At 32.7% G+C, this 26,141-nt stretch carries 13 protein-coding genes, 2 tRNA genes and 7 rRNA genes; 4 read left to right on the top strand and 18 right to left on the bottom strand.

Going from position 1 to position 26,141, the window contains the following annotated elements; genetic code table 11:
* Nucleotides 1-80 precede the first annotated feature (80 nt).
* A complete protein-coding gene (locus RATSFB_RS01245; RefSeq protein ID WP_014094243.1) occupies nt 81-1,985 on the top strand; it encodes an ABC-F family ATP-binding cassette domain-containing protein in 1,905 nt (634 codons plus the stop codon).
* 39 nt (nt 1,986-2,024) lie between these two features.
* On the opposite strand, the gene RATSFB_RS01240 is transcribed toward RATSFB_RS01245, so the two are convergent.
* The 3 genes from RATSFB_RS01240 to tsaD are packed head-to-tail and all read right to left on the bottom strand — an operon-like array spanning nt 2,025 to nt 5,310.
* Nucleotides 2,025-3,251 carry a S1C family serine protease gene (locus RATSFB_RS01240; protein ID WP_014094242.1) on the bottom strand — a complete coding sequence of 409 codons (1,227 nt, stop codon included), beginning with the start codon at nt 3,249-3,251 and terminating at the stop codon, nt 2,025-2,027.
* Nucleotides 3,252-3,265: 14 nt separating this feature from the next.
* Nucleotides 3,266-4,288 carry an alpha/beta hydrolase gene (locus RATSFB_RS01235; protein WP_014094241.1) on the bottom strand — a complete coding sequence of 341 codons (1,023 nt, stop codon included), beginning with the start codon at nt 4,286-4,288 and terminating at the stop codon, nt 3,266-3,268.
* Between the two features lie 17 nt (nt 4,289-4,305).
* A complete protein-coding gene (tsaD, locus tag RATSFB_RS01230; RefSeq protein WP_014094240.1) occupies nt 4,306-5,310 on the bottom strand; it encodes a tRNA (adenosine(37)-N6)-threonylcarbamoyltransferase complex transferase subunit TsaD in 1,005 nt (334 codons plus the stop codon).
* A 128-nt stretch (nt 5,311-5,438) separates the two neighbouring features.
* On the opposite strand from tsaD, the gene RATSFB_RS01225 reads away from it, so the two are divergent.
* Entirely contained in the window at nt 5,439-6,053 is a 615-nt protein-coding gene (locus tag RATSFB_RS01225; protein ID WP_014094239.1) for a RusA family crossover junction endodeoxyribonuclease, read from the top strand.
* A gap of 35 nt (nt 6,054-6,088) precedes the next feature.
* On the opposite strand, the gene yedF is transcribed toward RATSFB_RS01225, so the two are convergent.
* The 12 genes from yedF to RATSFB_RS01165 form a co-directional block, all read right to left on the bottom strand.
* Nucleotides 6,089-6,667, bottom strand: a complete 579-nt coding sequence (yedF, locus tag RATSFB_RS01220) for a sulfurtransferase-like selenium metabolism protein YedF (RefSeq protein WP_014094238.1) — start codon at nt 6,665-6,667, stop codon at nt 6,089-6,091.
* 23 nt (nt 6,668-6,690) lie between these two features.
* A complete protein-coding gene (locus RATSFB_RS01215) occupies nt 6,691-8,202 on the bottom strand; it encodes a hypothetical protein (RefSeq protein ID WP_014094237.1) in 1,512 nt (503 codons plus the stop codon).
* A 13-nt stretch (nt 8,203-8,215) separates the two neighbouring features.
* On the bottom strand, nt 8,216-9,646 hold the full coding sequence (locus tag RATSFB_RS01210; RefSeq protein ID WP_014094236.1) for a HAMP domain-containing sensor histidine kinase: 1,431 nt from the start codon (nt 9,644-9,646) through the stop codon (nt 8,216-8,218).
* Nucleotides 9,636-10,325, bottom strand: a complete 690-nt coding sequence (locus RATSFB_RS01205) for a response regulator transcription factor (protein WP_014094235.1) — start codon at nt 10,323-10,325, stop codon at nt 9,636-9,638. The genes RATSFB_RS01210 and RATSFB_RS01205 overlap by 11 nt, the downstream gene beginning before the upstream one ends.
* Before the next feature lie 83 nt (nt 10,326-10,408).
* Nucleotides 10,409-11,242: a polysaccharide deacetylase family protein gene (locus tag RATSFB_RS01200; protein WP_014094234.1), complete on the bottom strand. Its 834-nt coding sequence runs from the start codon at nt 11,240-11,242 to the stop codon at nt 10,409-10,411.
* Between the two features lie 11 nt (nt 11,243-11,253).
* On the bottom strand, nt 11,254-11,907 hold the full coding sequence (locus RATSFB_RS01195) for an N-acetylmannosamine-6-phosphate 2-epimerase (protein WP_014094233.1): 654 nt from the start codon (nt 11,905-11,907) through the stop codon (nt 11,254-11,256).
* Between the two features lie 68 nt (nt 11,908-11,975).
* A 5S ribosomal RNA gene (gene rrf / locus RATSFB_RS01190) occupies nt 11,976-12,092 on the bottom strand.
* A gap of 57 nt (nt 12,093-12,149) precedes the next feature.
* A 23S ribosomal RNA gene (locus RATSFB_RS01185) occupies nt 12,150-15,043 on the bottom strand.
* Between the two features lie 184 nt (nt 15,044-15,227).
* Nucleotides 15,228-16,746: ribosomal RNA gene (locus RATSFB_RS01180) — 16S ribosomal RNA — on the bottom strand.
* 82 nt (nt 16,747-16,828) lie between these two features.
* A tRNA-Asn gene (locus RATSFB_RS01175) sits at nt 16,829-16,903 on the bottom strand.
* Between the two features lie 3 nt (nt 16,904-16,906).
* Nucleotides 16,907-17,023, bottom strand: a 5S ribosomal RNA gene (rrf, locus tag RATSFB_RS01170).
* Nucleotides 17,024-17,080: 57 nt separating this feature from the next.
* Nucleotides 17,081-19,974 (bottom strand): 23S ribosomal RNA (locus tag RATSFB_RS01165).
* Nucleotides 19,975-20,091: 117 nt separating this feature from the next.
* Here RATSFB_RS01165 and rrf (RATSFB_RS01160) point away from each other — a divergent pair.
* Nucleotides 20,092-20,208 (top strand): 5S ribosomal RNA (gene rrf / locus RATSFB_RS01160).
* 3 nt (nt 20,209-20,211) lie between these two features.
* Nucleotides 20,212-20,286, top strand: a tRNA-Asn gene (locus tag RATSFB_RS01155).
* A gap of 64 nt (nt 20,287-20,350) precedes the next feature.
* On the opposite strand, the gene RATSFB_RS01150 is transcribed toward RATSFB_RS01155, so the two are convergent.
* The 3 genes from RATSFB_RS01150 to RATSFB_RS01140 all read right to left on the bottom strand — a co-directional run bounded on the left by RATSFB_RS01150 (nt 20,351) and on the right by RATSFB_RS01140 (nt 26,108).
* Nucleotides 20,351-21,869: ribosomal RNA gene (locus tag RATSFB_RS01150) — 16S ribosomal RNA — on the bottom strand.
* 180 nt (nt 21,870-22,049) lie between these two features.
* Nucleotides 22,050-24,776 carry a hypothetical protein gene (locus tag RATSFB_RS01145; RefSeq protein WP_014094232.1) on the bottom strand — a complete coding sequence of 909 codons (2,727 nt, stop codon included), beginning with the start codon at nt 24,774-24,776 and terminating at the stop codon, nt 22,050-22,052.
* A 3-nt stretch (nt 24,777-24,779) separates the two neighbouring features.
* Entirely contained in the window at nt 24,780-26,108 is a 1,329-nt protein-coding gene (locus RATSFB_RS01140) for a hypothetical protein (RefSeq protein ID WP_014094231.1), read from the bottom strand.
* Nucleotides 26,109-26,141: the final 33 nt, after the last annotated feature.

Raw genomic sequence — 26,141 nt, 5'->3', positions numbered from 1 at the left:
TTAAGCAATGTATATTTTAAATTATATATAAATTTATTATAATCTAGTTTGCTAAAATTTATATAATTGTAGGTGAAACCATGCTTATAATAAGCTTTAAAAACATTTATAAAAGTTATGGTATTAAGAAAATACTCTCAGATATTTCATTCAATATCAATGAAGGTGATAAAATTGGATTAATTGGGCAAAATGGTGGTGGTAAATCAACACTATTAAAAATACTAACAAAAGAAATACCTTATGATTCTGGTGAAATATTTATAAATAAAAATAAAACTATTGGATATTTAAATCAAAACTCTAACTTAAATCCCAATTTGTCCATATATGAAAATGCTTTAAATGTATTTGATAACCTTATAAAAATGGAAAACAGATTAAAAAATTTAGAGTCAATGCTTGAAAATAATCAAAATGAGGATTTAATAATTGAATATACAGATTTGATGAATAAATTTAATAATAGTGGTGGATATACATACAAAACTGAAACAATAAAAATTCTCAATTATTTAAAATTTGATAATCAAAGAATGCATGAATCATCCAAACATTTAAGCGGCGGTGAAAAGAAAAGACTTGATTTAGCTAAATTGTTATTAAAAAAGCCAGATATACTTCTTCTTGATGAGCCGACAAATCACCTAGATCTCGACTCTATCGAATGGTTTGAAAATTATTTAAAAAATTATAAAGGTACAATTATAGTAGTATCACATGATAGATACTTCCTTGATAAAATAGTTACTCATATTTTTGAGCTTGAAAATAAACAAATACTTACATTTAACTCAAACTACACAAAATTTATAAATCTAAAAAAAATACATATAGAAAATTTAATAAACAAATATAATCTTCAACAAAAATTTATTAATAAAGAACTTGAAATTATTAAAAACTATAGGGCATGTTATAGTAAAAAAAGAATTAAAGCAGCTGATAGCCGTGAAAAAAGATTAAATAAAATCAGTTTAATTGATAAACCTGAACTATCGAATAAAATAAAGAATATAGAATTTGAATTATCTGAAAAAACAGGAAATGATATTTTACTAGTAAAAAATTTAACAAAATATTATGATGATCGAAAACTATTTGAAAATATAAATTTATGTGTTACAAAAAATCAAAAAATAGCATTCATAGGAGAAAATGGAATAGGTAAATCCACTTTCTTTAAAATACTATGCAAAAAAATACATCAAACTTCTGGAGAAATAATTTATGGGAGTGGACTAAACATTACATATTATGATCAAGAACAATCGGATTTAAATAAAAATAAGACTATATTTGAAGAAATTAGAGATTCATTCCCTAATATAACAACACAAGTTATAAGACGCCATTTATCAAATTTTTTATTTAAAGATGACGACATACATAAAGAAATTTCTCTTTTAAGTGGGGGAGAAAAATGTAGATTAAGTCTTTTAAAAATAATATTATCTAAATCGAATGTGTTATTTATGGATGAGCCAACAAATCATTTAGATATATATACAAGAGAAATATTAGAAGATGCTATAATTAATTTTGAAGGAACATGTCTTATCATATCCCATGATAGATATTTCTTAAATAAAGTTGCTAGCATAATATATGAATTTAAAAATAATTCCTTAATAGAATACTTAGGAAATTACGATTATTATATATCAAAACAAAATTTATTGAGTAAGGAAGATTCCCTAAAACTAATAGAAGAAACTATTAATTCAAGATACGGTAAAACAAAATCAAAAAATAAGAATCGAGTTCATGAAAAGAGTAAAAAAGGAAAAGATATAACAAGAAAAATCTTCAAAGTCGAAAGTGAAATCAATAAAACTGAGGAAAAAATTTCATTTCTTCAAGAAAAGCTAACTCTTAAAGAAATCTACTCAAATTATGAAAAATTAAACGAAATAAATAAGGAAATAAATTCTCTTAAACAAATATTATCATCTCTTTATGAAGAGTGGGAAAACTTAATTTAAAAAAATTTAAAAGCATAGTACAAATGTACTATGCCTTTTCTATTCATTTAATATCAAATCAATATCTTGATTAGCCCCATTTCTATAAACAACAACCCTAATAGTATCTCCTGCATTATGATTAACTTTTACACTATTTATATCTTCAAATGTCTTAACATCCCTTCCACCAAATTTTAAAATAACATCTCCAGATTTTATACCAGCTCTCTCTGCATTCGAAAAACTTTCAACTTCAACTACATATATTCCTTGAGGCAAATTTAAATTATTAGACATACTCTGATCAATAACTCTACCTTTAATCCCAATTCTTAAAATAGGTTTCGATAATTCATCTAATTTTTGTTTAGCTTGATTTATAGGTATTGCAAAACCAATTCCTTCAACACTTGTTGTTCCAGTATTATCAAATTTTGCTGTGTTTATCCCTATAACCTCTCCCCTTGAATTTATAAGTGGTCCACCACTATTTCCTGGGTTTATTGCTGTATCAGTTTGAAGTAACTTTAAGGTTTTACCGTCAATTGTAATATCTCTATCAAGTGCACTTACTATACCTTTAGTAGTTGTTCCTATAAATTCTTTTCCAAGTGGTGATCCTATAGCAACAACAGATTCTCCAACCAATAATTCATCGGAATTTCCAAGTGAAACTGTTGCTGGAACCATAACTGTTGGATCTGTAAGTTTAATCAAAGCAATATCATTTAATTCATCATAATTTATAACTTTTCCATCTGTTTCTACGCCATCATAAAATATTATTTTTACAGTTTGAACTCCTTCAACAACATGATAATTTGTTAAGATATGTCCTTCTTCATTTATAATAAATCCAGATCCTATTCCCTCTTGTTGTTGTAATCCAAAGAATCCTCTATTAACAATTGATTTCGTACTAACACCCACTACTGCTGGACCAACTCTCTTTACAATCTCTGTTACACTTAATACATCCTTATCTTCAGAAAAATATGTAGGACCAATATACTGAGTCTTGCTTACTCCTATTTGACTATAAAGTGGCGTTTTTTGAAAAAAAGCAAATTTCGGAGCTAAATATAATGTAATTGCACTCCCAAATACAGAACTACACACAAAACATATAATAACTAAACAAATAACAAAACTAGAACTAAAACTACGTTTATCTTTTCTTGTTTCCTTACTTCTTAATACTATTTCATTACTTTCTTCAGAAATAGTATCTTTTTCATCTTTAGATGAAGTACTATACTCTCTTTCATCAAAATTATTATCCATAAATTAACTCCTCTTTAATTATTTTCCATTAATCTTAAATTGACATTTCTAATTAAATTTCTCAAATACTCTGAATTATTATATGTAAAATTCTCAGTTGTTTCAAAATATATTATCTCTAAATTACTAAAGTGACTCTTCAGCATATTTTCATATTCAGGATTTCTATTACTTTCTGACTCCACAACTATTACAGGTAAATCATATTGACCAAATTTAGATAAATCTACATTTGATAAATACCTATTCATAATTCTAGATTCACTATGAATCGTATTATAGTAATCCCTACTCATCATTCTACTTAAATAATTATCCAAATTTCTCGAAATAGCCAATTCCCTATATAAATCTATAAATTTGTTATTCAGAAAAGAAATTTTATCCAATAATTTCGGAATATTAAGCATCGAAATTATCCTAAAGTATAAACTCACTAATTCATTCTCTATTTTCTTTAAACCGTTAATCCCACTATAATTAAATATAGTGGGATTGATAAATATAACTCCTCCTACTTTATCCTTATATTTATCCAAATATTCCATATGTATAAGAGAACCATATCCTTCGCTAACAAGTATTTGTTTACCATCATATCCCGTATTATCCACAAGATTATTTAAAATATCCACCTGTGTTTCTATCGATAACTTTTCTTTATACTTTTCACTTCCACCATATCCAAATCTATCATAATAAAGCATTCTGACACCACTTATAGATTCCCTAACTATTGGATTCCATTCAAGAAGTGTTTCTCCTATATCAGACTCAAATAACACTAAATTATCTCCACTTCCAGATACTGCGTAAGCTACTTTATATTTACCATATCCACTAAGCCTATGAGATTTTCTTAATGATGAAATAAGATTATTACTCTGTATAACCTCACTTAAAATACCTAGTAAAATAGTTAATATTATAATAAAAATACTAAGCTCTAGAATAATTCTCCTAATTTTTTTTTGTTTGGGGCTTATAAATTTTTTATTGCTTTTATATACAGAATTTGAATGCTCTATAAACTTCATACTTTATTACCTTATCTCTAAAATTTTAAATTAGATGATGCATTAAGAGTATATTCACTTCTTCCATTCCTTAAAAATGAGTAATAAGCAGCAGATGCAATCATTGCCCCATTATCTGTACATAACTCTTTACTTGGATAGTATATCTCAATATCCTTAAAATAACTTAAAAATTTATTCCTTAAATAATTATTAGAAGAAACCCCCCCAACAATACAAAGTTTTTTCCCACCATATTTATCAAAAGCTTTTTCAACATTTTTAATCAACATATCAATAGAAGTCTTTTGAAAAGAAGCACATACATCTTCCTTATTTATATAAATACCCTTTGAATTACACTGATTTATATAATTAAGTACTGAAGATTTAATCCCACTATATGAAAAATCCAAAGTATCATCTTCAAATCTACTTTGAGGAAATTTAATTGCATCCTCATCTCCAAGTTTTGCAAGCCTCTCTATGTTAGGACCTCCTGGATAAGATAATCCAAGTTTTCTTGCAACTTTATCAAAAACCTCCCCAATTGCATCATCACGAGTTTCAGCTATTTTTTCATAAACTCCATAATCTTTTACATTTAATATCATGGTGTGTCCTCCAGATACAACTAAACTCATAAAAGGAGGCTCTAACTCCTTATGCTCCAAATAACAAGAACTTATATGACCTTCTATATGATTTACTCCAATAAAATCCTTATTTAAAGCATAACTCAATCCTTTTGCATATTGAAGTCCAACTAATAACGCCCCTACAAGTCCAGGTCCATATGTAGAAGCTATTAAATCTATATCATCTAATTTTATATTTGCCTCTTTTAAAGCTTCATCTAAAACCATATTTATAACTTCTAAATGCTTCCTTGATGCAATTTCAGGAACAACTCCACCAAATTCATTATGTATATCTATCTGAGATAAAATTTTATTTGACAATATATCTCTTCCATTCTTAACTACTGCAATAGACGTTTCATCACAACTTGTTTCTATTGATAAAACTAGCATATCCTTCATTAGTTGCCCTCTCTAAAATATAAAATTTGAAAATTTCCAATTTTTATTATATCCTATATTAATATTATAATTAAAAATTTTTTTATTATCAAATTAATTATTCTAAATCTTTTATTAAAGGAGAATATATGGATAATATAGTTAGCATAACAGTTTTAGGTACTCCTATATCTAAATCAAATTTTAAATTAAATTCAAAATATGGAAGATACATACTTCCAAATAATACAGGAAATTATTATGATAGATACGGAATCTATGAGGAACATATAGCATATGAAATTAAAAAAAAGTATCCAAATTTAATTTTTAATACGTCTTTAACAGCAATTCTTAAAGTTTTTTACAAATATGAAAAGAAACATCCAGATACAAACAACATAACAAAGAGTATTTGTGATGGAATTGAAAAAAGCGGTATAATACTGAATGATTCTCAAATAACAAAATTATTTATAGAAGAATTTTATGATAGAGAAAACCCTAGATTTGAGCTAATTCTTTTCGAAAATCATATATTTGATATAGATATAAGTATTAAAAAAAGATCTATTCCTTTAAATAAGGTTATATATACTAAATCTAAATCTAAAAGAATATCTCAAGAAAGAAGTGATATACAATCAAATAACAATGACTTAATTTGTCATGTATGTGAAAATATAATAAAAACTAATGACTTTGTAAAAATATCAAACTCAAACTTAATTCTATGCAAAAAATGTCTTAAAAAAACAATTTAAGCAAAGATAAATTAATATCCTTGCTTAAAACTTTTTTATATTCTAATAACATTATCACTATTATTTAATACATCAACTATAAAATACATATTTATTATTTCTTCAGTTCTTACCTTATCCTTAATTCCATAATAATCTATACAAGTTCCACAATAATATATACTTACTCCCTTTTCTCTTAATAAATCTATATTTCTAATTATATTTTCATCTATAAGAAGTTTAACTCCCGAATTTATAAATACGATATTACTCGGAAGGGTTATACTCTCGCTTAATGCATAGAAATAGGATTTCATAAGTGCCTTTGAAAAATCATTTTCTCCATTTCCAAAAAGTTCACTCATAACAAGTATTGTAAAATTATTTATTTGAAAATTATTTTTAGATAATTTCTCATTTCCATCAAAAATAACCTCAAATATAAAATCACTACCTGTTTTATTAGATGAATAGTTTATCTTATTATTTTCAAGAAATTTCTTAATGCTAGTAAATGATGCCTCATTATTAAGTATTATCTTAAAATCTACATTTTTATTATTATTAATGAATTTCCTCATCTCAACTAATGGAATAGGACAGTTCTTCCCTCTTAAATTTAATTCTATCATTTAAAACCACTCCGATATTTATTTTATCTCCTAAATTTTGACTCTCCAAGTAATGAATTTACTTCTATTGCCTTATCTCCAGTATACCATTCACTTAATATAACATTATCAGTTGCATCTATTGGAAGCTCTAATATTGCATTATTACTTATCTTATCTCCAACAATTTTATAAACACCCATAGTTGTAGAGGTCAAAATAACTATAAGATCTTTATTTGGTGATATAAATGCATCCCTCGCCTCTGGGTTTCTTAATTTTATTTGTCCAAGATTTGCAGATATATTATTTTCACTAACAAGTTTTTTATTAGGTAATATTTCTATATCAAAATCAAGCGGTTTAAGTGTGACACTTGGTAATTTTGTATTAACTCTTCCTTTTAAAAACCAATCTCCTCCATACCTCTCAAGCCTAAAACTATCCTCTCTGGGTTCCGTGTCATAAAATTCAAAACTACCTTTTTTAAGTAAGTTTATAAACTTATAGTGACTATCATAAAATATTTTCACACTCTTTTGAAATATATCTGAAAATTTAAGTCTTCTCTCAATAGTCGGATCATCAATAGATAACATAGCACATTTATCTATATTAATATTCCCTAAATAATCTATATTCTGATCATAGTTTATACCAATATAATTCTCATTTACATACGTTATATCTATAAATTGATTTATAAATTCCTCATTCATATTATTAGTTCCATCCAAAGTAAATAAATTATCGGAGGATGAATCACTAATTAATATTTTTTCATATAAATTATTCTTCTGACTTGATTCAACACTAATATTTAGTATTTTATCATCCTTAGGTAAAACTATATTATCAAACATATAATAATCATATGTCCCATCATTTTTTTGATATATCCATACACTAGCATACATATTTTTAGGAATAGCATAATCCGTAACTTTCCTATCTGATCTAAATGATATTAAAAATCCAACATCTTCTATATTCTTATTGTCATTTATAATTATATTATTTTTAAAATTCTCCTTAACAAATCCTTCAATCTCATTATCTATCTTGTTACTAATCCTTTTAAATGAATACATAATATCATCATCATAATAAAATAAGATCGTATCATCATCATACTTTATAAATTCATGCATATTCTTATCTTCATCTTGTATTGTAAAAATATTTACCTTCTTATCCTCAAGATTTAAAAATGAAAAATCATCTATTTTAAATTTAACTCTCATGTAGTCACTAAGCATAAATGTCTTCACTTTAAACGTATCATACTCAAACAATAAATCATTAATTCTTAAATAATTATCAGATATAAACAAATAACTATCTGAAGGAATTTTAGGTGTGGTTTCCTTGTTTTTATTATACATATAATAAAAATTATCTAGATTCCATGTTCCCTTAACTAAAATATTATCAACACGAGGTGCTACAAGCAAACTGTCTAAACTCGCATTAAAAGTAGAGCATGACATAACATTAATCATTAAATACATGAAAAGTAATATAAAATTAAACTTAATAATTTTCCTAAATTTCATATTATCCCCTTATCTATTCCATGGGTAAGACCAAAGTTACCTTAGTCCATTCTCCATATACACTATCTATTAAAAGCTCTCCACCATGAAGTTTCATAATTTCATCACTTATTGATAAACCCAATCCGTTCTTAGATTTACTACTCTTACCCTTAAAGAATTTTTCCTTAACTCTTGAAAGCTCTTCACTAGGTATACCTATTCCATTATCAATTATCTCTAAATAGATAATATTTTTATTCTTATCAACTAAATACCTTAATGTTATTTCCCCATTTTCCTTTATAAATTTTATGGCGTTATCCAAAACATTAACTAAAACTTGTTTTATCCTATTAAAATCTACATTCAATGATATTAATGCTATATCTTCATCTATATCATCAATTATAAATTTAAATTTTTCCCTATCTTCCCGAGGCTTTATGTAATTAATTATGTATTCATGTATGTTTTTTATATATATTTTCTCAAATTTTAATGTAACTTTTTGAGATATAAATTTTGAAAAATCTAAAAGTTCCTCAACCATGCTTGAAAGTCTTTCAGTTTCACCTTCTATAATTTTTAATCCATTTAATAAATCTGGATCATTAACCTTATCATATTGGAGCGTTATTGCCCATCCTTTAATTGAAGTAAGAGGTGTTCTAAGTTCATGTGATACTGTAGATATAAATTCATTCTTTAATTGATCTTTTTTAGATATCTCATCTGCCATATAATTTAGCGTATCTCCAAGTGCACCAACTTCATTTTTAGGCAAATTCCTACATCTAACACCCAAATCCCCAACCGCCATCTTTTTTGCAATATTTGTAAGAGTCTTTATTGGTTGTATAATTTTTTCCGTAACTAAACCTATTATTATTATATAAAATATAAGTGCTATAATAACAGCTAAAATAAACGTAAATATTATTTTAGTAATATTTTTATTTGCATAATCAAGCGACACAGTAAACCTAAGTACTCCAATAACTTGATCATAATTTTCAATAGGATAGGATACACTCATTACTTTTGAATTACTATAAGATACTTTTCCAATCCATTGACCTAACCCTCCAAATATTGCAGTTTTAAAATCATAAGTATCTATTGGTTCATCATATGTAACACCTATAGTATCCATTAAAACCTGCCCATCTAAATCTATAACTTGAACCTGAGCACTTGTAGAACTTATAAAATTATCTAAATCTAAAAGTATATTTGTTTCAAGTGATGAATTTTTATAATTACTCTGATAATTTTCAACAGCCTTAATTATTTGACTAGATAAATTATCACTTATAGTATCGTAATATGCTTTACGTACATAGTAAGATATACTTAATGATAAAACCAGTATTATAAATAAAAAAACACTTATAGAACTCTTTATAATACTATATCTTATACTTGAGCTTACAAATATCTTTTTTATAAAATTACTTTTCATTATTCCAGCGATAACCTGTTCCCCAAACAGTTTCTATGTACTTAGGTTTTGAGGACTCATCCTCAATTTTCGACCTAAGTCTACGTATGTTAACATCAACAATCTTTAAATCTCCAAAATAATTGTATCCCCATATCATATTCATAAGCTCATCACGACTCAATGCTTTCCCTGGATTTTCTACAAATATCTTAAATAACATATATTCCTTAGGTGTTACATCAATTTCCTTATCATTCTTATATATTTTTTGAGAATATAAATCTAATTTAAATGGTCCATTAATTATCATATCATTATTAAACTTTTCATCTATTCTACGAATAAGTGCTTTAACCCTAAGCATAACCTCTAAAGGATTAAATGGCTTTACTACATAATCATCTGCTCCAAATTCAAGTCCCATAACTCTTTCCATTTCTTGAGACCTAGCAGTTAACATAATTATTCCCATCTTTGGAAAATGCTTTCTTAAATTTGAACATACTTGAAACCCATCCATATCTCCCTCAAGTCCTACATCCAACAATACAACCTGTGGTTTTTCAAGTAAAGCAATCTCAATAGCAGTATCTCCTCTATCTGCCTCAATAACATGAAACCCTTCTCTATCAAAATTTATCTTTAAAAACTGTCTAATACTTACTTCATTCTCCACTAACAAAATTTTCTTTTCCATTTTTTTACCCCTGTGACACTATATAATAAAATTAATTATATCAAAAAAAAGTGATAAGAACAAAACATCTTATCACTTTTTTATTATTGGAGAGTTCTAAATTGATACCCATTTTCCTTAAAATAATCGATAATCTTAGGTAATGCTTTATACGATACTTCACCAGCGTTTGATGCAAAATCATGCATTAACATAACAACGCATTTTGAGTTACCTGCAGTATTAATAGCTCTTTGAACTAAAATCTCAGGATCTTGAATATTCCTATTCTCAGCATCTCCACTCATAGCATTCCACTCAATAACTGAATAATTCTCATCATTTAATTTGGCAAGTGTTTCATCTTGTTTCTTCCAAGATCTAAGTCCACCTGGTAACCTTAAAACTCTAGTATTAAAATCTTCACCCAATATACTTTTCATAACATTAAGGGATTTATTCATATCTTCCATAAGATTCTCATAGCTTATAACTCTGTCAGGATATAAATATGAGTAATTATGACTATATCCATGATTTCCTATTGCATGTCCATCATTTACAATCTTTCTTAAAATATCTGCATATTTTTCCCCTCTATCTAAATTTACACCAAGTACAAAAAAAGTTGCTTTAACATCATAATTTTTAAGTATCTCTAATACTTTTGGTGTATTATTTATTGATGGTCCATCATCAAAAGTTAAAAATATTGTTTTTTCACCATTATTTATCGTTTCTTTATTAAATAAATTCTTCTGTACTTTCATAGAATCATAAGAATATCTTCCACCCTCAATTGTTGTATTTTGACCTTCCATAATATCTTTTGGACTATAAATAAAATTACTTATCATATTTGCCCCATTAACTGAAACAGAAAAACAAATAAAAAATAATGCAACTACAATACTATTAACTAATATTTTTATTTTCATATAAAACACTCCTAATTAAATACATTTTCTATAAATTCTTGTAATTGATGTTTAGGGGTAATAATTTTAGAATTAATAATTATATTATTAATCCCAGAATCAAATAATTCAATATACTTATCATCAATCAGTAAATTGTCTGTAACAACAGAATCAAAAATAAGTGGTACATCACTACTAACATAATTAGTTACATTACTAATTATAGAATAATTATCTCTTATACATATAGCATCAAATTTCAAAGAAGATATATTCTTTATATCTTCCAATGTATAAACGACACCAATAAAATAGAGTTCAGGAAACAACAACTTAATTTTATAATAAAACTCATGTATAGTCATAGAATTTGCTCTCATTTTAGTAGATGCGTCTAAATAAACAATGTTCACTCCTACTTTTGCAAGTTCATAAATATCATTAATAGTTGGGGTAAGATTAACAATAGTATCTGGATAAACTTTATTAATACAGCCTATAATAGGTAAATCAGTAGAATACTTAAGTTCTAAAATAAGATTTAAATAACTAGTTTTAATAGCTGTTACATTAGTAAAAGAATTATTTATATTCAATAGTAACTTATTCAATATATAAGAGTTAATGTTATCATAAAAATAATCTAAAGACAATATCAGGCCTTGTCCTAAAAAATTATCCATAATTCCTCCAAATAATATATAGTAAGTAAACAAAAAGAAGTAAGAGCGATGCTCTTACTTCTGAAACAAACTGGCAATGACTTACTCTTCCATAGGGGTAACCCTAAAGTACCATCAGCACAGTGTAGCTTAACCTTCCTGTTCGGTATGGATAGGGGTGTTACCTACACGTTATAATCACCAGATACTGAGAAATATTTTAATCTCTCAAAATTGTATATAAATAATAACTTGCTAAGTATTTGGTCAAGCCCTCGACCTATTAGTATAAATCAGCTAAATATGTTACCATACTTACACCTTTTACCTATCAACCTTGTGTTCTTCAAGGGGTCTTACTAGCTTACGCTATGGGAGATCTTATCTTGAGGTGGGCTTCACGCTTAGATGCCTTCAGCGTTTATCCCTTCCTAACTTAGCTACCCAGCCGTGCTCCTGGCGGAACAACTGGTTCACCATTGGTTAGTCCATCCCGGTCCTCTCGTACTAAGGACAGCTCCTCTCAAATCTCCTGCGCCCGCGACGGATAGGGACCGAACTGTCTCACGACGTTCTGAACCCAGCTCGCGTGCCGCTTTAATGGGCGAACAGCCCAACCCTTGGGACCTACTTCAGCCCCAGGATGCGACGAGCCGACATCGAGGTGCCAAACCTCCCCGTCGATGTGAACTCTTGGGGGAGATCAGCCTGTTATCCCCGAGGTAGCTTTTATCCGTTGAGCGATGGCCCTCCCACGAGGTACCACCGGATCACTAAGTCCTACTTTCGTACCTGCTCCACTTGTAGGTGTCGCAGTCAAGCTTCTTTATGCCTTTACGCTCTACGAAGGATTTCCATCCCTTCTGAAGAAACCTTTGAACGCCTCCGTTACTCTTTTGGAGGCGACCGCCCCAGTCAAACTGCCCATCTAACAGTGTCCTGTACCCAGTTCATGGATTCCAGTTAGAATTTCAGTAATATCAGGGTGGTATCCCAACATCGACTCCTCTAAATCTGGCGATCTAGATTCCCAGTCTCCCACCTATCCTGTACAAATATTACCAAAACTCAATGCTAAACTACAGTAAAGCTCTACGGGGTCTTTCCGTCCAATCGCGGGTAGCAAGCATCTTCACTTGCACTACAATTTCGCCGGATTTGCAGTTGAGACAGTGCCCAAGTCATTACGCCATTCGTGCGGGTCAGAACTTACCTGACAAGGAATTTCGCTACCTTAGGACCGTTATAGTTACGGCCGCCGTTTACTGGGGCTTAAGTTCACCGCTTCTCTTACGATAACAGCTCCCCTTAACCTTCCAGCACCGGGCAGGCGTCAGCCCCTATACTTAAGCTTTCGCTTTTGCAGAGACCTGTGTTTTTGATAAACAGTTGCTTGGGCCTATTCTCTGCGACCATATCTCTATGGCACCCCTTCTCGCTAACTTACGGGGTCAATTTGCCGAGTTCCTTAACTGCAATTCTTCCGCTGGTCTTTGGATTCTCACCTCGCCTACCTGTGTCGGTTTGTGGTACGGGCACTAATTATCTACCTAGAAGTTTTTCTCGTCAGTGTGAAATCAGATACTTCGACTCATTCGTCTCCCCATAAAGAATCAACTTAAACACATATATGGATTTTCCTCTATATGCTATCTCTTCTCTTAGACCAACCTCCATCTGTTGGCTATCCTATCCTTCTGCTTCCCTCCATCGATCAATCAATAATTAGTGGTATCGGAATCTCTACCGATTGTCCATCACTTACGCCTTTCGACCTCAGCTTAGGTCCCGACTTACCCTGGGCGGACGAACCTTCCCCAGGAAACCTTAGGCTTTCGACCATTAGGATTCTCACCTAATTCTCGCTACTTATGCCAACATTCTCTCTTGTATAAAATCCACTATTGCTCTCGCTTTAGCTTCAGCTCTTATACAACGCTCCCCTACCAATGTTTCCATTCCACAGCTTCGGTGATGAGTTTTAGCCCCGTTTATCTTCGGCGCAGAAACTCTCGACTAGTGAGCTATTACGCACTCTTTAAATGAATGGCTGCTTCTAAGCCAACATCCTAGTTGTCTTAGAATCTCCACATCCTTTACCACTTAACTCATACTTTGGGACCTTAGCTGGTGATCTGGGCTTTTTCCCTTTTGTCCAAGAATCTTATCACTCTTAGACTGACTGCTAATAAACAAATATAGGCATTCGGAGTTTAATAAGGTTCGGTAACCTTACGGCCCCTAGCCCATTTAGTGCTCTACCTCCTATATTCTATAAATTAACGCTAGCCCTAAAGCTATTTCGGGGAGAACCAGCTATCTCCGAGTTCGATTGGAATTTCTCCGCTATCCACAATTCATCCCATGGTTTTTCAACACCAACGTGGTTCGGTCCTCCACGAAGTTTTACCTTCGCTTCAACCTGATCATGGATAGGTCACCCGGTTTCGGGTCTACAACATGCAACTATTCGCGCTATTAACACTCGATTTCTCTTCGACTCCAGTCCTTAAGACCTTAATCTCGCTACACATCGTAACTCGTTGGCTCGTTCTACAAAAAGCACCTCATCACACATATTACGTGCTCTGAGCGGTTGTAAGCACACAGTTTCAGGTTCTATTTCACTCCCCTTCCGGGGTTCTTTTCACCTTTCCCTCACGGTACTACTCCACTATCGGTCATCAGGTAGTATTTAGCCTTGGGTGGTGGTCCACCCTGCTTCCCACAAGGTTTCTCGTGTCTCGTGGTACTCTGGGTAAGTCCCTCTCAATTTCAGTTTTAAATTACGTGGCTTTTACACTCTTTGGCTTAGATTTCCATCTATATTCATCTAACTTACTCTCTCAATTATAGACTCCCTCAACCCCCAAGTTTCCTTGGGTTTGGGCTCTTCCCCTTTCGCTCGCCGCTACTTAGGGAATCGATATTTCTTTCTCTTCCTACAGGTACTTAGATGTTTCAGTTCCCTGCGTCTACCCTCTAATAACTATTTATTCATTACTAGATACATAGTCTCTCACTATGTGGGTTCCCCCATTCGGAAATCTACGGATCAATAACTATTTGCGTCTACCCGTAGCTTATCGCAGCTTATCACGTCCTTCATCAGCTCCTGATGCCAAGTCATCCTCTGTGCGCTCTTAGTAGCTTGACCTATTTGTTATATATTTTTTCCAGCTCTTAAATTACTATTGCTAATAATTTAACTTGCTACCTTTCGCATTATTTACTATTTATATACAATTTTCAAAGATCTTTATTTCTTTTATTAAGTAACCTCTATATTATTAGGTCACTCACAATTGAATAGGAAAAAGTTCTCTCTTTCATTTCCTTAGAAAGGAGGTGATCCAGCCGCAGGTTCTCCTACGGCTACCTTGTTACGACTTCACCCCAATCACTGACCCCACCTTAGACTGCTGCCTCCTTTCGGTTAGCCCACAGGTTTCGGGTGTTGCCAACTCTCATGGTGTGACGGGCGGTGTGTACAAGACCCGGGAACGTATTCACCGCGACATTCTGATTCGCGATTACTAGCAACTCCATCTTCATACAGGCGAGTTTCAGCCTGCAATCCGAACTGAGATGAGTTTTATAAGTTTTGCTCACTATCGCTAGCTTGCTTCTCTTTGTTCTCACCATTGTAGCACGTGTGTAGCCCTAAACGTAAGGGGCATGATGATTTGACGTCATCCCCACCTTCCTCCTAGTTAACCTAGGCTGTCTCGCTAAAGTGCTCAGCTTAACCTGTTAGCAATTAACAACAAGGGTTGCGCTCGTTGCGGGACTTAACCCAACATCTCACGACACGAGCTGACGACAACCATGCACCACCTGTATCCTTGCTCTTGCGAGCTTCCCTCATTACAAGGTAATTCAAGGTATGTCAAGTTTAGGTAAGGTTCTTCGCGTTGCTTCGAATTAAACCACATGCTCCGCTGCTTGTGCGGGTCCCCGTCAATTCCTTTGAGTTTTAATCTTGCGATCGTACTCCTCAGGCGGGGTACTTATTGCGTTTGCGACGGCACGGATTGTTATTCACAACCCACACCTAGTACCCATCGTTTACAGCATGGACTACCAGGGTATCTAATCCTGTTTGCTCCCCATGCTCTCATGCCTCAGCGTCAGTTACAGTCCAGTAAGTCGCCTTCGCCACTGGTGTTCTTCCTAATCTCTACGCATTTCACCGCTACACTAGGAATTCCACTTACCTCTCCTGCACTCTAGTTAAACAGTTTTATATGCTTTCTACAGGTTAAGCCTATATATTTAACATATAACTTATTTAACCGCCTACGCATCCTTTACGCCCAGTTATTCCGAACAACGCTTGCCACCTACGTATTACCGCGGCTGCTGGCACGTAGTTAGCCGTGGCTTCCTCTGCAGGTACCGTCCTTCCTCTTCCCTGCTAACAGAGCTTTACAATCCGAAAACCTTCTTCACTCACGCGGCGTTGCTGCATCAGGGTTTCCCCCATTGTGCAATATTCCCCACTGCTGCCTCCCGTAGGAGTATGGACCGTGTCTCAGTTCCATTGTGGCCGTTCATCCTCTCAGACCGGCTACACATCGTCGCCTAGGTAAGCTCTTACCTCACCTACTAGCTAATGTGCCGCAGACTCCTCCTATATCAATAAATCTTTCACTATATAATCATGCAACTATATAGCTGTATGCGGTATTAATCCAACTTTCATCGGGCTATCCCCCAATATAGGACAGATTATCTACGTGTTACTCACCCGTTCGCTGCTAAGGTACATAGAGCAAGCTCCATCTACCTCCGCTCAACTTGCATGTGTTAGGCACGCCGCCAGCGTTCGTCCTGAGCCAGGATCAAACTCTTATCCTTCTCTCATTCTCTCAAAATTAACGTTGACTTTCTCGTTTCCTCTTCCCTATTCAATTGTCAATGATCTATCTTCTTTAATAATTGGCTCCGCGGAGAGGACTCGAACCTCCAACCTATCGGTTAACAGCCGAGTGCTCCACCATTGAGCTACCGCGGAACAAACTGGCAATGACTTACTCTTCCATAGGGGTAACCCTAAAGTACCATCAGCACAGTGTAGCTTAACCTTCCTGTTCGGTATGGATAGGGGTGTTACCTACACGTTATAATCACCAGATACTGAGAAATATTTTAATCTCTCAAAATTGTATATAAATAATAACTTGCTAAGTATTTGGTCAAGCCCTCGACCTATTAGTATAAATCAGCTAAATATGTTACCATACTTACACCTTTTACCTATCAACCTTGTGTTCTTCAAGGGGTCTTACTAGCTTACGCTATGGGAGATCTTATCTTGAGGTGGGCTTCACGCTTAGATGCCTTCAGCGTTTATCCCTTCCTAACTTAGCTACCCAGCCGTGCTCCTGGCGGAACAACTGGTTCACCATTGGTTAGTCCATCCCGGTCCTCTCGTACTAAGGACAGCTCCTCTCAAATCTCCTGCGCCCGCGACGGATAGGGACCGAACTGTCTCACGACGTTCTGAACCCAGCTCGCGTGCCGCTTTAATGGGCGAACAGCCCAACCCTTGGGACCTACTTCAGCCCCAGGATGCGACGAGCCGACATCGAGGTGCCAAACCTCCCCGTCGATGTGAACTCTTGGGGGAGATCAGCCTGTTATCCCCGAGGTAGCTTTTATCCGTTGAGCGATGGCCCTCCCACGAGGTACCACCGGATCACTAAGTCCTACTTTCGTACCTGCTCCACTTGTAGGTGTCGCAGTCAAGCTTCTTTATGCCTTTACGCTCTACGAAGGATTTCCATCCCTTCTGAAGAAACCTTTGAACGCCTCCGTTACTCTTTTGGAGGCGACCGCCCCAGTCAAACTGCCCATCTAACAGTGTCCTGTACCCAGTTCATGGATTCCAGTTAGAATTTCAGTAATATCAGGGTGGTATCCCAACATCGACTCCTCTAAATCTGGCGATCTAGATTCCCAGTCTCCCACCTATCCTGTACAAATATTACCAAAACTCAATGCTAAACTACAGTAAAGCTCTACGGGGTCTTTCCGTCCAATCGCGGGTAGCAAGCATCTTCACTTGCACTACAATTTCGCCGGATTTGCAGTTGAGACAGTGCCCAAGTCATTACGCCATTCGTGCGGGTCAGAACTTACCTGACAAGGAATTTCGCTACCTTAGGACCGTTATAGTTACGGCCGCCGTTTACTGGGGCTTAAGTTCACCGCTTCTCTTACGATAACAGCTCCCCTTAACCTTCCAGCACCGGGCAGGCGTCAGCCCCTATACTTAAGCTTTCGCTTTTGCAGAGACCTGTGTTTTTGATAAACAGTTGCTTGGGCCTATTCTCTGCGACCATATCTCTATGGCACCCCTTCTCGCTAACTTACGGGGTCAATTTGCCGAGTTCCTTAACTGCAATTCTTCCGCTGGTCTTTGGATTCTCACCTCGCCTACCTGTGTCGGTTTGTGGTACGGGCACTAATTATCTACCTAGAAGTTTTTCTCGTCAGTGTGAAATCAGATACTTCGACTCATTCGTCTCCCCATAAAGAATCAACTTAAACACATATATGGATTTTCCTCTATATGCTATCTCTTCTCTTAGACCAACCTCCATCTGTTGGCTATCCTATCCTTCTGCTTCCCTCCATCGATCAATCAATAATTAGTGGTATCGGAATCTCTACCGATTGTCCATCACTTACGCCTTTCGACCTCAGCTTAGGTCCCGACTTACCCTGGGCGGACGAACCTTCCCCAGGAAACCTTAGGCTTTCGACCATTAGGATTCTCACCTAATTCTCGCTACTTATGCCAACATTCTCTCTTGTATAAAATCCACTATTGCTCTCGCTTTAGCTTCAGCTCTTATACAACGCTCCCCTACCAATGTTTCCATTCCACAGCTTCGGTGATGAGTTTTAGCCCCGTTTATCTTCGGCGCAGAAACTCTCGACTAGTGAGCTATTACGCACTCTTTAAATGAATGGCTGCTTCTAAGCCAACATCCTAGTTGTCTTAGAATCTCCACATCCTTTACCACTTAACTCATACTTTGGGACCTTAGCTGGTGATCTGGGCTTTTTCCCTTTTGTCCAAGAATCTTATCACTCTTAGACTGACTGCTAATAAACAAATATAGGCATTCGGAGTTTAATAAGGTTCGGTAACCTTACGGCCCCTAGCCCATTTAGTGCTCTACCTCCTATATTCTATAAATTAACGCTAGCCCTAAAGCTATTTCGGGGAGAACCAGCTATCTCCGAGTTCGATTGGAATTTCTCCGCTATCCACAATTCATCCCATGGTTTTTCAACACCAACGTGGTTCGGTCCTCCACGAAGTTTTACCTTCGCTTCAACCTGATCATGGATAGGTCACCCGGTTTCGGGTCTACAACATGCAACTATTCGCGCTATTAACACTCGATTTCTCTTCGACTCCAGTCCTTAAGACCTTAATCTCGCTACACATCGTAACTCGTTGGCTCGTTCTACAAAAAGCACCTCATCACACATATTACGTGCTCTGAGCGGTTGTAAGCACACAGTTTCAGGTTCTATTTCACTCCCCTTCCGGGGTTCTTTTCACCTTTCCCTCACGGTACTACTCCACTATCGGTCATCAGGTAGTATTTAGCCTTGGGTGGTGGTCCACCCTGCTTCCCACAAGGTTTCTCGTGTCTCGTGGTACTCTGGGTAAGTCCCTCTCAATTTCAGTTTTAAATTACGTGGCTTTTACACTCTTTGGCTTAGATTTCCATCTATATTCATCTAACTTACTCTCTCAATTATAGACTCCCTCAACCCCCAAGTTTCCTTGGGTTTGGGCTCTTCCCCTTTCGCTCGCCGCTACTTAGGGAATCGATATTTCTTTCTCTTCCTACAGGTACTTAGATGTTTCAGTTCCCTGCGTCTACCCTCTAATAACTATTTATTCATTACTAGATACATAGTCTCTCACTATGTGGGTTCCCCCATTCGGAAATCTACGGATCAATAACTATTTGCGTCTACCCGTAGCTTATCGCAGCTTATCACGTCCTTCATCAGCTCCTGATGCCAAGTCATCCTCTGTGCGCTCTTAGTAGCTTGACCTATTTGTTATATATTTTTTCCAGCTCTTAAATTACTATTGCTAATAATTTAACTTGCTACCTTTCGCATTATTTACTATTTATATACAATTTTGAGAGATTAAAATATTTCTCAGTATCTGGTGATTATAACGTGTAGGTAACACCCCTATCCATACCGAACAGGAAGGTTAAGCTACACTGTGCTGATGGTACTTTAGGGTTACCCCTATGGAAGAGTAAGTCATTGCCAGTTTGTTCCGCGGTAGCTCAATGGTGGAGCACTCGGCTGTTAACCGATAGGTTGGAGGTTCGAGTCCTCTCCGCGGAGCCAATTATTAAAGAAGATAGATCATTGACAATTGAATAGGGAAAAGTTCTCTCTTTCATTTCCTTAGAAAGGAGGTGATCCAGCCGCAGGTTCTCCTACGGCTACCTTGTTACGACTTCACCCCAATCACTGACCCCACCTTAGACTGCTGCCTCCTTTCGGTTAGCCCACAGGTTTCGGGTGTTGCCAACTCTCATGGTGTGACGGGCGGTGTGTACAAGACCCGGGAACGTATTCACCGCGACATTCTGATTCGCGATTACTAGCAACTCCATCTTCATACAGGCGAGTTTCAGCCTGCAATCCGAACTGAGATGAGTTTTATAAGTTTTGCTCACTATCGCTAGCTTGCTTCTCTTTGTTCTCACCATTGTAGCACGTGTGTAGCCCTAAACGTAAGGGGCATGATGATTTGACGTCATCCCCACCTTCCTCCTAGTTAACCTAGGCTGTCTCGCTAAAGTGCTCAGCTTAACCTGTTAGCAATTAACAACAAGGGTTGCGCTCGTTGCGGGACTTAACCCAACATCTCACGACACGAGCTGACGACAACCATGCACCACCTGTATCCTTGCTCTTGCGAGCTTCCCTCATTACAAGGTAATTCAAGGTATGTCAAGTTTAGGTAAGGTTCTTCGCGTTGCTTCGAATTAAACCACATGCTCCGCTGCTTGTGCGGGTCCCCGTCAATTCCTTTGAGTTTTAATCTTGCGATCGTACTCCTCAGGCGGGGTACTTATTGCGTTTGCGACGGCACGGATTGTTATTCACAACCCACACCTAGTACCCATCGTTTACAGCATGGACTACCAGGGTATCTAATCCTGTTTGCTCCCCATGCTCTCATGCCTCAGCGTCAGTTACAGTCCAGTAAGTCGCCTTCGCCACTGGTGTTCTTCCTAATCTCTACGCATTTCACCGCTACACTAGGAATTCCACTTACCTCTCCTGCACTCTAGTTAAACAGTTTTATATGCTTTCTACAGGTTAAGCCTATATATTTAACATATAACTTATTTAACCGCCTACGCATCCTTTACGCCCAGTTATTCCGAACAACGCTTGCCACCTACGTATTACCGCGGCTGCTGGCACGTAGTTAGCCGTGGCTTCCTCTGCAGGTACCGTCCTTCCTCTTCCCTGCTAACAGAGCTTTACAATCCGAAAACCTTCTTCACTCACGCGGCGTTGCTGCATCAGGGTTTCCCCCATTGTGCAATATTCCCCACTGCTGCCTCCCGTAGGAGTATGGACCGTGTCTCAGTTCCATTGTGGCCGTTCATCCTCTCAGACCGGCTACACATCGTCGCCTAGGTAAGCTCTTACCTCACCTACTAGCTAATGTGCCGCAGACTCCTCCTATATCAATAAATCTTTCACTATATAATCATGCAACTATATAGCTGTATGCGGTATTAATCCAACTTTCATCGGGCTATCCCCCAATATAGGACAGATTATCTACGTGTTACTCACCCGTTCGCTGCTAAGGTACATAGAGCAAGCTCCATCTACCTCCGCTCAACTTGCATGTGTTAGGCACGCCGCCAGCGTTCGTCCTGAGCCAGGATCAAACTCTTATCCTTCTCTCATTCTCTCAAAATTAACGTTGACTTTCTCGTTTCCTCTTCCCTATTCAATTGTCAATGATCTATCTTCTTTGAATTTATTTATTTCTACTCTACTTCCATAAGTATATCAGATTTAATTAAATAGGTCAATATCTTTTTAAAATTCTTTTGAAAATTTTTAGTAGAAATTATACTTTATATAATTTCTACTATTTTCTTATAAATAGAAAAATTTTTATCACTATTTAGTGTTTTCCGTAACACTTTTGGGTAATTATTTAATAATTTGATAAACACTTTAGCTATAATAGGTTTATTTAAACTATATAAATATATATCATTTAAAGTATTAAAATTTGTAATTTTTATATATCTATAAATTAGTTCCATTTCTTTATTATAAAACTTTGTTTCAGAATTTAATATGCTTGTAATCAAATCTATATCTTCTGTGTAGAAAATTTCATTATAATATTCGCTTGTCTTTACTCCATTTATAATTATATCTATAAAAGATATAATCTTTTCGTATTCCATACTTATATGTCGACTTGTTTTTATTTTATTGTTAATTTCGATTTCTTTAAATTCTATACAACTATTCATATCCGAAAATTTATTTTTAAGATTTTCTTTTATATAATCTAATGTTTGTATTTGAGTGTAAGATACAATATTATGACAATACATGGAAATATAAAACATAAATTTATAATATATATAACTATCAAATATTATCTCATTATTTAAATCTTCATTTATAAGTTTAACTATACTCCTTAAATTCAGCGTCAATATATTTATACTACTTGTTTTATCAGAATAATAATTAGAAAAAATTATACTATATATAAATAAGTAAGAATTGAGTTTCCCAGTAAATGTTTTTAAATCTTCAAATACTATATCTTTTATAATGGAATTCCTTATTTTAAGGTTTTTAAATCTCTTATCTCCATAAATCGACCTTAATTTAAATTTAACTCTAAAAATATAACAGCTATGATTTTCAAGCTCATCAAGCTTTAATATTTTATTTCCATAAATATTATATATCTCATAATAAATATCTCCCCAATTTACCTTATTTATTATTTTACCATATACATGAAAATATTTTTTACATTTAAATAACAAGGATAATATAATACCTAATTTAAGTCCTTCTTCATTAGCAGAATCATAAATTAAAAAATCAATCTCACTTTTCAGTTTTCCATATATATGTTTCTTATAACTAAAATAATTTCTAACTTCAAATTTATATAAATCAAAATATTTTAAATTTAATATATATTCATAATATTTAATTCTATACTCTTTACTTTTTTCATTTTTACATAAAAGATAATTCTCCAAATAAGATATAAGCTTATCTCTTTCATTTAAAACCTCATTACTATACCTAATAAATATATTTTTAATATATATATATTCCCTATCAAGTCTACGATAAGTTACCCCATCATTTTCTATCAATTTATCCAAAAATGATTTACCCTCAAATGGTAAGTAATTTTCAATTTTAAATTTAATGTCAAATATTTTATTTATTAATTCATAGATATTATCATTTGTGAAAGTTGAATATTTAAAAACTGTTAGTATAATCGGCGACATTTTTTTAATATCATTATCTGATTTTAAAATATCATTCAATATCCATAAAATATAATTAAAAACATTATTAACTTCATTATTATTCAATAATCTTTTATTATTAAGTAAAAGATTATTGAATCTCAATAAATAAGCTAATCGATTATCATGTGTTTCAGAAAAAATAAGTTTTAAAACAGTAATCATAAACTCATAACTAACTGATTCAAGTTTAATCACTTCTTCAAATAGAGAAATATAATCTTTTTTAAGTAAATAAAATAAAATAACTTTTTTATTATAATCATATATATCTAGTTTTTCTCGACAATATATAGATGTATTATTTAAGCATTGAGATAATATAGAAAATAAAATATTTTTCAGCCTTTTAATTGATTCACTATCAAACTCTAAGTAATCAAGTATAATATACTCATAAATATTTAAAGAAATCTTATATTCTGATTCATCAACTTCAAATTCAAACAAACAAATCAATAATTGATACATTAATTCAAAATACTCTTCAATACAATCCATACCATGCTTAGTTAAAATATCATAAGCAGATTCTTGATGATATAAAATTAATAGATTTAATAAATTTACTACGAAATCTCTATTTTTTACTAATTTCTTACGCTCAACTTCCCACATAGATGAAAAAAAACAATCTATTCTAAAGATTTCGTATATAACTACACATAAATGATTATTATTTTGTAATTTCGATTCTCTGTAAAATAAATAATAGTCAACAAAAAACTTCAAATACTTATGATAAATAGCAAAATCAACAACCTCTGATAAAAATAAAATCAAAAAATAAAATTCATTTGCTTGCATTACAGTATCTTTTAAAATAACACTTATCGAATGTAAAAATTCATCGTCATTTGAAGAAACAAAAATACCAAATAATGAAATATAAAAATTATTACTAGCAAAAATACAAGATTCATAATATTCCAGAAAATCGTCAAATAATAAAGCTATGATGGATAAAATTTCATTTTGGCTAAATAAATGAATATTATTTGAAATAAATTTATGTAATCTTTGCTTATTCTCTATATTTTTCTTTATTAAATTGTTTAAATTATAAATTAACAATTCCGTTTTAATAATTGGAAATTTATTCGATTGTATAAAGTAGATTAAATCATTTTCATGTATCTTTAAGTTCAAATAATCGCAGATTTTATTGTAATATTTAGAGTAATTTCTATTATTTAAAGTATCACTTTCTTTGTCTTTACTAATTAAAGAGATTATTTTTGTAAATACAGGTAATTTATCAGAATACCCTATATATGACATATATTACCTACTTTCTATAACCTTAATAACAAAGTATTTTATGTATTCATTGTATTTAACATATAAATACTTATCAACAATCAAGCTTTTTATAATTTTTAATCCCGTCTCACCATCCACCACATTTTTTTCGTATATCAAAATTAGTGCTCTTAATACAGTTGTAATACTTTTTGTATCTCTTATTAATTTACTTATATAAAATGTATCTTCAAAATATTTAATCACATGCATTGCATACTTATATTCTATAATCACTCTAAATATTAAATTAACGAATCTAAGATTTTCATAATATTTAATAAACAAATCTCCGATAACATTCAAAATATTTATATCTAGAATGTTATATATTTCAAATATATACTTGCATTTTTTAACATCAAAACTTTCAATTCCATCTATAAGTTCTCTTTTTATAAAATTTTGAACATCACTATTTAAAATATTACTTTCTTTCCCAAACAATTTTAAATAAATATGTATATATTTAATATCATGATAAATATCTTTATCTCTTATCAAATATTTAAAACTTTCTATAGAAGACTCAACCCTTTTAAATATTTTAAAATATCTATCTCTATTTACACAAATACTCTTCTTAAAATTCAAATTTAACTTATATCTTATAAGTCTTAAATAATTTAAAACGTTAAAATCAATTAAATTCTTGTTGTTAAAATCATGAAAATCATTACCATATAAATAAAATACAAATAATAGCACATTTAAACTTTTAATATTATTTTTTTTAAATTCACCTAAAATATAGTTTATATTTTTACCTTGATAAAAACAATTAAGTGCAAAAAAATATTCATTAGTAAAGTAATTCTTATCTGATGCTAAAAATGGTACGATTTCTAAATAATCTATATTGCTTTGTATATCATTAAAACATATTTCATACAATCCTTCAGGATTAAAAATGCTTAAAATAAATAAAGATAAATTTACGCCATTGATAGTTTTAGTGTTTAATAAAACATCTCTAAATAGATTAAATAAAGCTTGATTTAAAAAATTTTGATTTAAATTATCAATTAAATAATCATAGAGTTTAAAAAATCTAAACTCATAATCATCACATAATTTAACGACGGAATTCAAATCTAAACTCTTGATATAACCTATCATTTTGTCCAAAAATTCAATTCCTTCTTCTTCATAAGGTAAAATCTCAGAAAGTTTTTCAAACACCGTATATATTCTTATATTATAGGTAAACTTAATATCTTTGAAATCAAAAGCATCCACCTTTAAATTTGAAATTTTATTTTTCAATTCATTATCTATGTACTTATTATACTTATATCTAATCTCCTCCATTAAAACATCACCCTAAAAGCCTAATGTATTAAG

Source organism: Candidatus Arthromitus sp. SFB-rat-Yit, from assembly GCF_000283555.1.
In the GTDB taxonomy this organism is placed as follows: domain Bacteria; phylum Bacillota; class Clostridia; order Clostridiales; family Clostridiaceae; genus Dwaynesavagella.
This window is presented reverse-complemented; position numbering and strand designations above follow the sequence as displayed.